Source organism: Chachezhania sediminis (assembly GCF_009765275.1).
Lineage (GTDB): Bacteria > Pseudomonadota > Alphaproteobacteria > Rhodobacterales > Rhodobacteraceae > Chachezhania > Chachezhania sediminis.
In genome coordinates this window covers 357,556-371,599 of the sequence record NZ_VOPH01000002.1, presented here as the reverse complement: position 1 = coordinate 371,599, position 14,044 = coordinate 357,556, and the positions used below count along the sequence as shown (strand labels likewise).

Below are 14,044 nucleotides of genomic sequence, written 5' to 3'. Positions count from 1 at the left end.
CTCTCCCATCGGTTACTATGGGGAACAACTTGGCGACTGAAGAGTTCCGTTAAGCTATCGGTTGCCCCAACGGCAATCTTGATGCCGCGTTCAGAAATCCCCGTCGAAGATCAGGAACACGTAGGCCAGAAACACCGCCAGGTGGACGACGCCCTGCAGCGCATTGGTCCGGGTGCCGACGAAGGTGACGATGCTGATCGCCAGCGTCAGCACCAGCGTCACGATACCGACCGGGCTTAGCCCCAGTTCGATCGGCAGGTCGACGAACCAGGCGGCCAGCAACACCGCCGGCACCGTCAGCCCGATCGTCGCCAGCGCCGAGCCCAGGCAGATGTTCACGGCGCGCTGCAACTGGTTGTTCCTGGCCGCGTCCAGGGCGGCCAGCCCTTCGGGTGTCAGGATCATGATCGCGACGATGAAGCCGCCCAGCGCCACCGGCGCGCCGACCTGGGCGATGCCGAAATCGACATAGACGGCCAGTTTCTTCGACATCAGCACCATGGGGATCAACGTCAACAGCAGGCCCGCGACATGAAAGCCCGCGCTGCGCGGATACATCTTGTGGCCGAAATGGGCCGGTGGGGCCTCTCCATCGATCAGCGGCTGCTGGAACACCATCGGGTTCTGGACCGTCTGGTACAGCAGGAAGACCCCGTAAAGCGCGATGGAGATCACGATCTGGAAGACGGTCTGCAGGCTCGACAGTCCGCCGCCGGGGGCCGAGGTGGTGACGCTTGGCAGCACAAGGCTGGTGATTGCGACCGGCAGCAGCACGACAAGATAGGCATTGGCCCCGGACAGGTTGAAGATCTGCAACCGGTGTTTCAGCCCGCCCAGCAACAGCGACAGCCCGACCAGCCCGTTCATCACGATCATCAGGACCGAAAACATCGTGTCCCGCGCCAGCGTCGGTGTGTTGTCGCCGGTCAGCATGACCGCAGTGATCAGCGCCACCTCGATCCCGATGACCGCCAGGGTCAGGATCAGCGTGCCGAAGGGTTCGCCGAAGATCTCTGCCAGGCATTCGGCGTGATGCACCACGCGGAAGACCGCCGTCAGCATGACCGCGAACAGCACCCCAAGGACGATCAGTGCGCCTGTGCTGCCGATATATTCCGGCTTCAGCCCGGTGCCGACGGTCGACATCAGGGCGAACCCGGCCCAGATCAGAAGAACGGGCCAGTCTGCCCAAAGAGGTGCGGGTTTTTCGGTAGCGGCCATCGGGCTGAAGTGTCCTTGGATTGATGCGGCAACTGCATCACAGGGCGCGGCGGGTAACAAGCCCGCTTCTTCCGGATGGTCCGACATGGAAAGGCCCGCCGCGACATGCGCGACGGGCCTTCCGACATTCAGGCAATCGAAGGGATCAGTCCTGCCAGCTCAGCCCGGTCAGGTCGGTGGCCGCGGTGGGCGCATTGGTCCACATGCCGGTCAGGCCTTCCTTGGCGACGCTCAGCATGGCCAGCTGGAACAGGTAACCGTTCACATAATCCTCGGCGATGATCTTCTGCGCCTCCTGCAACATTGCCGTCCGCTGGTCCGGGTCGGTGGTTGCGTTCAGCTTGGCCATCAGTTCCTGGAAGGCCGGATTGTCGTATTGGAAGTAGTAGTCCGGCCGCGCATAGATGCCGATGTCCATCGGTTCGGTATGCGAAACGATGGTCAGGCCGAAATTCTTGCCCTTGAAGACCGATTCCAGCCACTGGGCCCATTCGACATTCTCGATATTGGCCTTGATGCCGACCTGGGCCAGCTGGTTGGCGATGATCTCGCCACCGCGGCGGGCATAGGACGGGGGCGGCAGGTACAGCGTCGTCTCGAACCCGTCGGGGAAGCCGGCCTCGGCCAGCAGGGCCTTCGACTTTTCGGGATCATAGTCCGACAGGCCGGTCAGATCGACATAGGCCGGGTTATGCGGCGCGAAATGGGTGCCGATGGGCGTGCCATAGCCGTACATCGCGCCGTCGATGATTTCCTGCCGGTTGATGGCGTGGGCCACGGCCTCGCGCACCAGCTTGTTGTCGAAGGGCGCTTCCTTGTTGTTCATCGCAAGGATCGTCTCGCCCTCGGTCGACCCGACCAGCACCTGGAAGCGCGGGTCGGCTTCGAACTGTGGCAGGTTTTCCGGCGCCGGGAAGCCGGCAAAGGCATCCACGTCTTCCGCCATCACGGCGGCAAAGGCGGCCGTCGGGTCCGAGATGAACTTGAACGTGGCCTCGGCGATGGCCGGCTGTTCGCCCCAGTAGTCCGGGTTGCGGTCCAGCACGATCTTGTCGCCCTTCACCCATTCCTTGAAGGTATAGGCTCCGGTCCCGACCGGGTGTTCCTTGATGTCGCCGATGGTTTCGGGTGCCACGATCACCGCGTCGCCCCAGGCCAGGTTGAACAGCAGGCTGCCCTGCGGTTCGGCCAGCGTGACCTTGACGGTCAGCGGGTCGACGACCTCGACGCTTTCGATGCCCGAAAACAGCGCCTTCTGGGCATTGGTGCTGTCATCCGCGCGCGCACGATCCAGCGAGAACTTCACATCCTCGGCGTCCATGATCGTGCCGTCGTGGAAATGCACGCCGTCCCGCAGGTGGAAGGTGTAGGTCTTGCCGTCTTCGGAAATGTCCCAGCTTTCCGCCAGGCCCGGCACGACCGATCCGTCGCCCATGAAGCGGGTCAGGCCTTCGAAGACGTTGGTATAAAGGACCGAGTCGATGGCCTGCGCGGCGGCACTGGTCGGATCCAGGTGCGGCGGTTCCAGCTGCATGGCGATGACAACGTCATCCTTGGCGGCAGCGGCGCCTGCGCCGGCGGCCAAGGCGATGGCGCTGACCATCGCGAGTCTGGCAAAATGTTTCATCTGATTGCTCCCGTGACGTTTGCAATTCAGCCCTTCGGGCATTCGTCGGGCGACAGTCTTGGCGGAGTTTCGGTGCGATACAAGTGCTTTCATGGCGCGGAAGACGCGCCCGGGCAGGCATCGCCCCGAAAGGTCGCAATCAGGGCTGGCCCAAAGGTCGTTCTGTCACATATTCCTGATTTGTCATGGACTCGCAGGGCGGCGTCCTGCAACGACGGGGCGTTTTCGGCGCCATTGGAAACGGGAAGACAGCGTGAGCGACGACGGCGGCATCAGCGATCTGTTCGTGATCGGCGGCGGCATCAACGGCTGCGGCATCGCCCGCGATGCGGCGGGTCGCGGCCTGTCCGTCGTTCTGGCGGAAAAGGGCGACCTGGCATCGGCCACCTCCTCGGCCTCGACCAAGCTGTTCCACGGCGGCCTGCGCTATCTGGAATATTTCGAGTTCCGTCTGGTCAAAGAGGCACTGGCCGAGCGCGAGGTACTGCTGCGCGCCATGCCCCATATCAGCTGGCCGATGCGCTTCGTCCTGCCCTTGTCGCCGGACATGCGCTTCCCCGCCGACACGCCCGCCGCCAAGGTCCTGTCCCGCACCCTGCCCTGGCTGAAGGGCCGGCGTCCCGCGTGGATGATTCGGGCGGGCCTTGCCGCTTATGACCGCCTGGGCGGGCGCCAGATCCTGCCCGGTACGAAAAAGCTGGACCTGGACAACGATCCGGCAGGCCAAGCCCTGAAGCCCGGCTTTCACGCGGCCTTCGAATATTCCGATTGCTGGGTCCAGGATTCCCGCCTGGTCGTCCTGAACGCCCGCGATGCCGAAGCCCGCGGCGCAACGATCCTGCCCCGGACGACGGTCCTGTCCGCCGAACCGCGCGCCGGGCTCTGGCGGTTGCGGGTCCGCAATGCCCAGGGCAAGGAAGAAACCCGCGTCGCCCGCGTGCTGGTCAATGCCGCCGGCCCCTGGGTGGGCGACGTCGCCACCGGCATCGTGCGGTCGAACAGCCCGGCCAAGGTCCGGCTGGTGCGCGGCAGCCATATCGTGACGCGCAGGCTTTTCGACCACGACCGTGCCTATTTCCTGCAAGGCCCCGACGGGCGGATCGTCTTCGCCATTCCCTACGAAGACGATTTCACCCTGATCGGCACCACCGATGCCGACCACACCGACCCAGACATCCGCCCCGAATGCACGCCGGAGGAAGAGGCATATCTGTGCCGCTTCGTGTCCGACTACTTCAAGGTCCCGGTGACCGAGGCGGATATCGTCTGGCGTTATTCCGGGGTCCGGCCACTTTACGACGACGGCGCGCGATCGGCCACGGCGGCGACGCGGGATTACGTGCTGAACCTGGAACGCACCGGGGGCGCGGCGGTGCTGCATGTCTTCGGCGGCAAGATCACGACCTACCGGCGGCTGGCGGAACATGCGCTGGACAAGATCGCCGGCGTCCTCGACCACACCGGCACCGCCTGGACCGCCGGCGCGGCCCTGCCGGGCGGCGATTTCCCGGTGGGCGACGTGGCAGACCAAATCGCGACCTTGCAGTCGGCCTATCCCTTCCTGGATGCAGGCTGGGCCCGCCGCCTGTTCCGCGCCTACGGGACCGAGGCGCACGCCATCCTGGGCGAGGCCCAGTCCCCCGGCGACCTGGGCCAGGATTTCGGCGCCACCCTGACCGGGCGCGAGGTCGCCTGGCTGATGGACCGCGAATATGCCCGTACGGTCGAAGACGTATTGTGGCGGCGGTCGAAGCTGGGCCTGCGCCTTGGCCCCGACAAGGTGGCGCTGCTTCGAAGCTGGATGAAGGCACGCAGCGCGGGCTAACCTGCCCCGGAAAGACAAGCGGAGGATCCCATGAGCCATGTTCTGGCCATCGACCAGGGCACCACGTCGACCCGTGCCCTTCTGTTCGACGCCGATATGCAGTTGCAGGACAGCGCGCAGGAAGAACTGACGCAGCACTATCCGCATTCCGGCTGGGTCGAACACGACGCGGAAGAGATCTGGCAGGCCACGGTCCAGGTCACCCGCGCGGCGATGGCCCGCATGGCCACCGCCGACATGATCGCCGGCATCGGCATCACCAACCAGCGCGAAACCGTGGTGGTCTGGGAAAAGGACACGGGCAAGCCGGTCCACAATGCCATCGTCTGGCAGGACCGCCGCACCGCCCGCCTGTGCGAGGCGCTGCGCGACGGCGGCCACGAACCCATGGTAACCGAGGTCACGGGCCTGCTGCTGGATCCCTATTTTTCGGCCACGAAGATCAAGTGGATCCTCGACACCTATCCCGGGACGCGGGCGCGCGCCGCGAAGGGAGAGATCCTCTTCGGCACGATCGAGACCTGGCTGATCTGGCGATTGACGGGCGGCAAGGTGCACGCGACCGACGCGACCAACGCGGCCCGCACCATGTTGTGCGATATACGCACAGGCGCTTGGAGCGCCGATATCTGCGACCTTCTGGAAATCCCCTTGGCGATGCTGCCGGAAATCCGCGACTGCGCGACCGAGTTCGGCACGACCGAAGACCGGCTGTTCGGCGGGCCAATCGCGATCCGCGGCTCTGCCGGGGATCAGCAGGCCGCAACCCTGGGCCAGGCCTGTTTCCAGCCGGGCATGATGAAATCGACCTATGGCACGGGCTGCTTCGCTCTCCTGAACACCGGGACGGAACCGGTCGCGTCGAAGAACCGGCTGCTGACCACCATCGCCTATCAGCTGAACGGTCAGCGGACCTATGCGCTCGAAGGCTCGATCTTCATCGCGGGCGCCGTGGTCCAGTGGCTGCGGGACGGGCTGGGCCTGATCTCGGCCGCACCCGAGATAGGCCCCCTGGCGCGCAAGGCGGACCCGGGCCAGGACCTGATCATCGTCCCCGCCTTTACCGGCCTTGGCGCCCCCTACTGGGACCCGGACTGCCGCGGTGCCATCTTCGGGCTGACCCGCAATTCCGGCCCGGCCGAATTCGCCCGCGCCGCACTGGACGCGGTGGGCTTCCAGACCCGCGACCTGTGGCAGGCGATGCAGGCCGACTGGCTGGGTGCCGGCGAAACCGTGCTGCGGGTCGACGGTGGCATGGCGGTGTCCAACCAGGCGATGCAGGGCCTTGCCGACATCCTGGGCGCCCCGGTCGATCGGCCCACCATCCCGGAAACCACGGCGCTTGGCGCCGCCTGGCTGGCCGCTCACCAGGCCGGTCTCTGGCCCGACATGGACGGTTTCGCCGCCCGCTGGCGGCTGGACCGCCAGTTCGTGCCGGAAACCGACGCTGCCCTGCGCGATGCGCGCTATGCCCGCTGGCAGAAGGCTGTCGCGGCCGCGCAATCGGTGCCGCCCCAGGCGGAGTGAGATCGGGGGCCGCTGGGTGAAACGCGCCCCATGGGCACCCGGTTTCGGAACCCGGGCCCGGCCGCCGCGGCGCGCCGCCTCCGGCGGGAGTATTTGGAAAGAGAAGAAACAAGGGCCTCGTGCCAGGCTTCTTCTCTTCACAAATACTTCCGGGGGGGGCCGCCCGGGACGGGCGGACGGGGGGCAGCGCCCCCCACTGCCGCCTGCGGGGATCCGCGCGGTAGACGATTGACTCACATCGGGATATGCCACCACGGACTTACCAGAGGCGTGGAAAACATGGCTGATTCGAACATCCCCGACATTATCTACACCAAGGTCGACGAAGCGCCCGAGCTGGCCTCGGCCTCGCTCCTGCCGGTGATCCGGTCCTTTGCGTCCGCCGCCGGCGTGACCATCGGCACCAAGGACATCTCGCTGGCCGGCCGCATCATCGCTACCTTCCCGGAAGCGCTGACCGAAGCGCAGCGCCAGTCGGACGACCTGGCTGAGCTGGGCGAACTGGTGAAGACTCCGCAAGCCAACGTGATCAAGCTGCCGAACATCTCGGCCTCGGTCCCGCAGCTGGTGGCCGCGGTCAAGGAGCTGCAGGCCCAGGGCTATGCTCTTCCGGATTACCCGGAAGAGCCCGCGACCGACGAGGAAAAAGCCGTCCGCGCCAAGTATGACGCGATCAAGGGATCGGCCGTGAACCCGGTCCTGCGCGAAGGCAACTCGGACCGCCGGGCCGCCATCGCCGTCAAGAAATTCGCCCAGGCCAACCCGCACCGCATGGGCGAGTGGACCTCGGCGTCGAAGACCCGCGTGGCGGCGATGGACGGCGGCGACTTCTTCTCGAACGAGGTTTCGGCCACGCTGGACAAGGCCGCGACCGCCAAGATCGTGCTGGAAACCGCAAGTGGCGAGACGGTCCTGAAGGACGGCATCAAGTACCCGGCCGGCACCGTCGTCGACGCGACCTTCATGAGCGCGGCCAAGCTGGATGCCTTCCTGCTGGACGAAATCGCCAAGACCAAGGAAGAGGGCACGCTGTTCTCGCTTCACATGAAGGCCACGATGATGAAGGTTTCGGACCCGATCATCTTCGGCCATGCCGTGAAGGCCTTCCTGAAGCCGGTTTTCGACAAGTACGGCGCGGAACTGAAGGCCGCCGGCGTGAACCCGAATTCCGGCCTGGGCGACCTGCTGGCCCGCGTCGCCGACAAGCCCGAGATCAAGGCCGAAATCGACGCCGTGATGGCCGCGCAGCCGCCGATGTACATGGTGAATTCCGACAAGGGCATCACCAACCTGCATGTCCCGTCGGACGTGATCATCGACGCCTCGATGCCGGCGCTGATCCGCGCCGGCGGCAAGGGCTGGGGTCCGGACGGCAAGGAGCACGACACCAACTGCGTGATCCCGGACAACTGCTATGCCCCTGTCTATGACGCGACGATCGAATTCTTCAAGGCCAACGGCAAGCTGAACCCGGCCACCGCCGGTACGGTCCAGAACATCGGCCTGATGGCGCAGAAGGCGGAGGAATACGGTTCGCACCCGACCACCTTCGAGATCCCGGAAGCGGGCACCGTGAAGATGATCCTGGACGACGGCACCGTGCTGCATTCGCAAGGCGTGGAAGCCGGCGACATCTGGCGGTCGTCTTCGGCCCGCAAGGCGCCGATCGAGGACTGGGTGAACCTGGCCATCGACCGTCAGGCGGCCACCGGTTACCGCGCGATCTTCTGGCTGGACGCGGCCCGCGCCCACGACGCTCAGCTGATCGAGCAGGTGAAACCGATCCTGGAAGCCAGGGGCGTCGCCGACAAGTTCGAGATCATGGCGCCGCGCGAAGCCACCATCGCGTCGCTGGAGACGATCACCAAGGGCGAGAACACCATCGCCATCACCGGCAACGTGCTGCGCGACTATCTGACCGACCTGTTCCCGATCCTGGAACTGGCGACTTCGGCCAAGATGCTGTCGATCGTTAAGCTGATGAACGGCGGCGGCCTGTTCGAGACCGGAGCCGGCGGGTCCGCGCCGAAGCACGTGCAGCAGCTGGTCGAGGAAAACCACCTGCGCTGGGACTCCCTGGGCGAATTCTGTGCCCTGGGCGAGAGCTTCAAGTTCCTTGCCGACGCCAAGGGGAACGAGAAGGCCCGCGTGCTGGGCGAGGCCGTCGACGTGGCGACGCAAGGCATCCTGGACAACGACCGCAGCCCCAGCCGCAAGGTGGGCGAGCCCGACAACCGCGACAGCCACTACTGGTTTGCGCGTTACTGGGCCGAGGCCCTGGCCGCGCAGACCAGCGACGCGGACCTGGCAGCCCACTTCGCCCCCGTCGCGTCCGCGCTGGCCGAGAAGGAAGCGGACATCCTGGCCGAACTGGCCGCCGTGCAGGGCAAGCCGGTGGACCTGGGTGGCTATTATCACTCGGATCCGGAAAGGACCGCGGCGGTCATGCGCCCGTCTGCCTCGCTGAACGCGATCATCGGCTGAGCCTGACAATCGGCGCCTGAGGGCGCCGCCCCCCCCGGGACAAAAGGAAACCCGCCGCTGGATGCCAGCGGCGGGTTTTTTCGTGTCGGTCGATGTCCCGGCGCGGGGCCAGGACAGCCCCCTATCAGTCGGCCACGCCAGCCGCAGTCGAGGTGATGAGCGACGGGGTGATCTGGGTGATCACGCGGCTCCACTTCGTGACCGGCTGTTCGGCGACGAAGATCACGTCATTCGGGCGCAGTTCGAACCGCGTGGTCAGCACGAAGTTCGACGCATCCCGCCCGTTCAGCTGCCACGCGGTGACGGCACCGAATTCCCGCGGATCCGGTGACCCCCGCAGCACATAGATCTGCTTGACGTTGGCGGTCCGCGTCGGAACGCCGTCGCCGGAATCGTACAGGGCATCCGCAAGGAAGGCCTTGCGGTTGAAGGGCAGCGCGTACCGCGACTGCTTACCGACTTCGCCTGTCAGGTAGACATAGTCGCGGTCGACCGCCCCGTAACTGTCGCGCTTTTCGAAATTGCCCCGGGCATCCTGCTGGTTGCTTCGCACGATCTCGACCGCATGGCGCATTTCATCGAGGGCCGCGGTTCGAAGGTTCTGACGTGTGACAGCCAGGCGGATCTGCTGGTCGAAATAGGTCTGCGCCTTGTCCAGCTCGTACTCGGTATCGACGAAAACGCTGTCCCCGTCGATCAGCTGGATCTTCTGCATGCCCCTGTTCGAATAGAGTTCGCTCAGGGGGATCTGGTACAACTGACCGTCCCTGTAGATCCTGATCGATGCATAGTCGAGGTCGGACACAGTGATCCCGCCGGCCGCGGCCAGCGCTGCATCCAGGTAAAGCGGCGTCAAAGTAATCGGTGCAACCGTTGGGTGGGCCACGGCGCCACCGATCGCTGCCTTCTTGGATTTGAATTCCGAGATTTCCAGGCTGAACGTCGGGTCGATCTGATTGTCGACAAGGCGTCGGAAAAGCTCGGATTCGGCCTGTTCCAGTGTCAGGCCGGCCAGCTGTACGCGACCGACGTTCGGAATCGCGATCGATCCGTCGTCCTGCACGGTATAGCCCTGCCTGGCATTCTGCGCTGCCAGAAGGCCCGTAAGCTGTTCCACTGTGTTTCCGCCCTGCGGCGTCGCCAACACCAGCACGTCGCCGACGCCGATCGTATAGGGGTGTTGTTTTACCGGCGGCGGGAGACGGGTCGCGAGGAAGGCCGGCCGGTTGCGTTCATCCACCACGCTGTCCGGCAGACGCTCGGCCGCGCGCGCGGCTTGGGCACCCCCTGCGGTCGCAAAGAAGACCGAAGGCAGTTCCTTCGGGCTGTAGGTGGACTGGTTCGCGAGCATCACGCTCTCTGGCGTCATCGCCACCACCCGAACCTTGGAACCGTTCGTCGAAAGCGGGTTAACCTTGGGCGAGAAATAGACGATGTCACATCCACCCAGAAAAACCAGTGCGCACGCCAGCAAGGCTCGGAGTTCCATTTTCTTCATGCCACGCCTCAGCATTCCCGTCGTTCGATTTGCTAAAACCATAATCGGATTCGATGCGCGCCTCCATGCTCCGGGAAGACGCCGCAACAAAAAAGGCGAACCTGATGCAGGCCCGCCCTCTTCAGTATTGTGTCTCAGCGTACCGAGTTAGTTGGTGCTGTTGCTGCTGCTCGAGTCACCAACAGCGACACCCACGACAATCGTGGTTGCAATGATGCCTGCGATCGCGCCGGTGGACAGGCCACCTGCCCCGCCGCCCAGCAGCGTTGCGCCACCAGTGCCCTGAGCCGAAGCAACGGTACCGGAAAGTGCCAGAGCGCTCGCCAGAACGCCTGCAATGATGGATTTCTTCATGTCGAGCCTCCAAAATGAACTAACCAAACGTTAATATATCCACGATCTTCAAGCAAGGCCTTTGCACGTGCAGCATGCTATGTGTGAAAATAGTATCTGGCTATGAAATCGTTTTATTATCAATGGCTTTAACGGACAAGTACGGCATGGCGCCAAACCGGAAAAACTGCCTTGCATGCGCGGATATCCGCGCGACTTTGTTCATGAAATCTTCAAGATTCGATCACCAGGACCCGCTATGCCCAATAGTTGACCGATATCCCGTGTTTCCCGCCTGGATTCCCCCGCACGCAGGCCCGATTGATACAGGGAAAGCGAAACGGGCCGAAGTTCCGTCGATCTTTCGGGAATGGTATCCCATTAGCAACAATTTCGGCCGGTCGGGCAGACATTTCAGCGAATCGATGCCCCGAAACCGGTGCGCACCCCGCGGATCGGACGAATCACCATGGCCGGCAGGGGTTCGATAGGCGCGCGTCGACGTCGGCATGGACGGGCCGGCATCCGAAGTTTCCGAAATTCGAAAAATGTTAACGGCACCACCTGCCGGCCTGCGCCTGTCAGGTTCAGTTGTTCAGAAATTCGGTCAGCGCGTACTGGTTCGTTTCGCTGATCCATTGCCGGCTCATCAGCGGCTTGCCGCCCGGTGCGTACCAGTAGATATTCTCGAAGGTTCTTTCCCGGCCCTGGCAGACTTCGACAATCTTGGTCGAGGACCTGGGCCCCAGCGCAGTGTCGGCCACGACACCAGGCGTCCGGGCATAGTCGCAGAAATAGACCTCGGGCACGATGTGCCCTTCGCCGTTCAGATAGCGGTTGACGCGCATCGCCTCGGATCGCCGTCCCCGGATGGCCGGCAGAACCTCGGACACGTCGACGGTCATCACATCCGAGCCCAGCCCCCGCGTCGCGACGATGACGCCGTCATTGTAGCTGATCGAGATATTGTCGTTGGTCAGCCAGGTATCGTTCGGGCCGTTCCGCCCCCGAAGCCCCAGGAAGGCCTGGGCTTCGCGGTTGGGCACCTCGACAAAGATCACCGGCTCGCCCGTCGCCTCGACCGCTGCTGGCGTGATCGACTTGCGAAGATCCAGGCCCTTGTTCTGGCGCGAGGCGCGATAGCTTGTCAGCGTCTGCCCGACAATGCCGTCGCCCTCGATTACGTCGCACCCCGCCAGCGCCGCGGCAAGGCTGGCCGCAATGATTATGCTCCGGATACCTGCGCGTATCATCTCCAGAACCGCCCCCAATCGCGTTCAAGTCCAGGCTGGTGGAATTTGCGGACCGACTCGAAGAGGCGCCCGGACACATCCAGCTGCGCACCGCCGTCCCGCAGAACCGGGCGAATGGTACGGTTCAGTGTCTGGTCGCTGGACCGGCCGAAAATCGTGGCAAAGGGAATATCCACGACGATGCCCTTGTCGAACGAGCCTTCGCCGAACTGGTCGAAAGGTACGTCCGTCAACGTCGCGAAGGCGCCGACCCGGATGCCGTTGTCGAAGACCCGGTCGATCGACAGCGTCGCGCCCCAGTCCCCCGCCAGATAGCGGCCCACGTCCAGTTCGTAATAAAAGCCCTTTGTCCCCTCGAGATAGGCCGACAGGAACCCGGTGGCGACCTTGTAGTCCAGAAGGCCGAAGCGCTGGTTGTAGTCCCGCTGCTGGACATAGTTCAGTTCCGCCCCGAAGGCGACGCGGCTGTCCACGGGCTTCCATAGCACCTCGCCCGAGATACCGGCATACATCGGTTCCAGATAGCCGCCGGTCACGCGGCCATAGATGTTTTCACCCGGTCGGAAGTACTTGGCCGCAGTCAGCTCGGTCATCGCGACCTCGCCCTGCTGGGCATAGAGATTGTAGTCGGACCGGACGTGCTGGATTTCCGAGTTCGAGGGCGGCAGGTCGCTCTGGTTGCCCAGCAGCTTGGCCTGAAGCTGGCCGAACAGGACAACGCCTTCCGAGGGTTCATAGCGCGCACTGGCCTGGATCCCGAAGTCGACCCTGAGCGGATTGTCGGGGTCGAAGAAGGCCATCGACAGGTAAGGGGACACGCCCCAGTCGAAGCTTGGGAAGGTGTTGGTCGGGAACTGCAGGTCGACATCCGATTGGAAGATGTCCCTGATCTGGGCCCGGGCAAAGGTTTCCCACGCGCCGTCCGGTGCGAACTCCAGCTCTTCTATGTCGCTGCGGTTGATCACCACCTGCGAGGCAGGCTGGCCCCAGAAAGAGACCGGCACGATGACGAACTTGTCGATCGAATCCGGCAGGACCTGGGTCATGATCCGGGAGATCCGTCCGACCGCCTGTGCGGTATAGAAGGTCGAGCCCATGCGGAAACGCAGATAGGCAACGTGCGGCTCCAGCTTCAGGGCCTCGAAGGTAAAGCCTTCGGCGGTCAGTGCAGCGTCGATCGCCTTTTCATAGGTAGAACGGGCCTCGGGCTGCAACGTCCAGCCCAGATCCCGGGCAGATCCGGCCGGCCGGACCCGCACCGGAACCGGCGCATTGTCCAGTCCGCCTTCGTATTTCAGCGGCCGCTTGGCATTGAAGACATAACTCAGCTGGATTCCGACTTCGCTGCCGTAAAGATAGGCCGCGCGGACGTCGAAATCGTCGCTCAGCCTGTAGTTAACCGCGAAGTTGAGCGGCGACCGGTGCTTGAAATCGATCCGCGACTGCTCCTGGCTATATGCGTCAGACGAGTATTCGGCCGAGAAGCTCAGCTTGTTTGAGTAACGGTACTCAAGGCCACCGAACACGGCCGCGTCACCACGGAACCAACTGCCGGCGTCCAGACGGCCGGTCTGGTTGATGCCGCCGGTTTGGCCAGGGCGTGTCTTGAAGTAGTTTCCGAAAACTCCGAGCGGGTTGGAGAACCCGTCGTAGGACCCCAGACGACCCCAGCCCATCCCCGCGGTTGCGCGCAACCGGCCGAAGGTCTTGGCCGCGACCAGGTATTCCGAGGCATAGATACCCGTGCCGCCGATATCCTGCAGCCCTACGGTGACGGCCGGTGCAAACTGGCCCTCTTCCGCCAGCATGTAGCGCAAGTCGAAGCTGCGGTCATAGAAGCCGGCATCGTTATCGAAGAAGTTATAGATCCGACCATAGCGGAACACGCCCGAGAACCGCGGCGTGAACTGGAACGCCAGGGTGATCCGCTGGATGTCGCTGCCGATGGAGTTGAACGCGAAGCTAAGGTCGCCTTCTTCCATCTGGTGCGCCGACGGCATGTCGATCACGCCCGGAACGCCCATGAAGCTAAGCGTCGGCCGTGCCCAGGTGACGGGGTCCGCGGCACCGGTGTCCGGCAAGGCCGATGACATCGCGACTGCCGCCATCACGGCGCACGTCCTCAGCCGATGTCGTCGATTGGCTTGCAATTCATTCCCCCGAATGTCTGGCACCCTGCCGCAAGCGGCCCGTAGGCCTGTATAGCGTTTCCCTGGCAGTGGAAGAACTGCGGCATAGGCGTCGTCGTTTTTCAGACTCCGGTTTTGCTGTCTTGG

9 protein-coding genes are annotated in these 14,044 nt (G+C 64.0%); 3 read left to right on the top strand and 6 right to left on the bottom strand.

Annotated elements, in window-relative coordinates; translation table 11 throughout:
• Nucleotides 1–90 precede the first annotated feature (90 nt).
• Together FQK05_RS06680 and FQK05_RS06675 are read right to left on the bottom strand one after the other, a co-directional pair.
• Nucleotides 91–1,221, bottom strand: coding sequence for a calcium:proton antiporter (locus tag FQK05_RS06680; protein ID WP_158965134.1), 1,131 nt, complete (start codon nt 1,219–1,221; stop codon nt 91–93).
• A gap of 145 nt (nt 1,222–1,366) precedes the next feature.
• Nucleotides 1,367–2,848 (bottom strand): ABC transporter substrate-binding protein, encoded by a 1,482-nt coding sequence (locus tag FQK05_RS06675; RefSeq protein WP_199252612.1) that lies wholly within the window; start codon nt 2,846–2,848, stop codon nt 1,367–1,369.
• 253 nt (nt 2,849–3,101) lie between these two features.
• On the opposite strand from FQK05_RS06675, the gene glpD reads away from it, so the two are divergent.
• The 3 genes from glpD (at nt 3,102) to FQK05_RS06660 (ending at nt 8,684) form a co-directional block, all read left to right on the top strand.
• Nucleotides 3,102–4,673, top strand: a complete 1,572-nt coding sequence (gene glpD / locus FQK05_RS06670) for a glycerol-3-phosphate dehydrogenase (RefSeq protein WP_233270407.1) — start codon at nt 3,102–3,104, stop codon at nt 4,671–4,673.
• A 30-nt stretch (nt 4,674–4,703) separates the two neighbouring features.
• Nucleotides 4,704–6,200: a glycerol kinase GlpK gene (gene glpK / locus FQK05_RS06665; RefSeq protein ID WP_158965131.1), complete on the top strand. Its 1,497-nt coding sequence runs from the start codon at nt 4,704–4,706 to the stop codon at nt 6,198–6,200.
• A 279-nt stretch (nt 6,201–6,479) separates the two neighbouring features.
• Nucleotides 6,480–8,684, top strand: a complete 2,205-nt coding sequence (locus FQK05_RS06660; RefSeq protein WP_158965130.1) for an NADP-dependent isocitrate dehydrogenase — start codon at nt 6,480–6,482, stop codon at nt 8,682–8,684.
• A 124-nt stretch (nt 8,685–8,808) separates the two neighbouring features.
• Here the strand turns inward: FQK05_RS06660 and FQK05_RS06655 are convergent, their stop codons facing one another.
• From FQK05_RS06655 to FQK05_RS06640, 4 genes are all read right to left on the bottom strand, one after another.
• The gene (locus FQK05_RS06655; protein WP_407644490.1) at nt 8,809–10,182 is read right to left on the bottom strand and encodes a polysaccharide biosynthesis/export family protein; all 1,374 of its coding nucleotides are present in this window, start codon (nt 10,180–10,182) and stop codon (nt 8,809–8,811) included.
• 147 nt (nt 10,183–10,329) lie between these two features.
• The gene (locus FQK05_RS06650) at nt 10,330–10,536 is read right to left on the bottom strand and encodes a hypothetical protein (RefSeq protein WP_158965128.1); all 207 of its coding nucleotides are present in this window, start codon (nt 10,534–10,536) and stop codon (nt 10,330–10,332) included.
• Between the two features lie 566 nt (nt 10,537–11,102).
• A complete protein-coding gene (locus FQK05_RS06645) occupies nt 11,103–11,768 on the bottom strand; it encodes a YjbF family lipoprotein (RefSeq protein WP_158965126.1) in 666 nt (221 codons plus the stop codon).
• Nucleotides 11,765–13,876, bottom strand: coding sequence for a YjbH domain-containing protein (locus FQK05_RS06640; protein ID WP_233270440.1), 2,112 nt, complete (start codon nt 13,874–13,876; stop codon nt 11,765–11,767). Before FQK05_RS06640 ends, FQK05_RS06645 begins: the two co-directional genes overlap by 4 nt.
• Nucleotides 13,877–14,044: the final 168 nt, after the last annotated feature.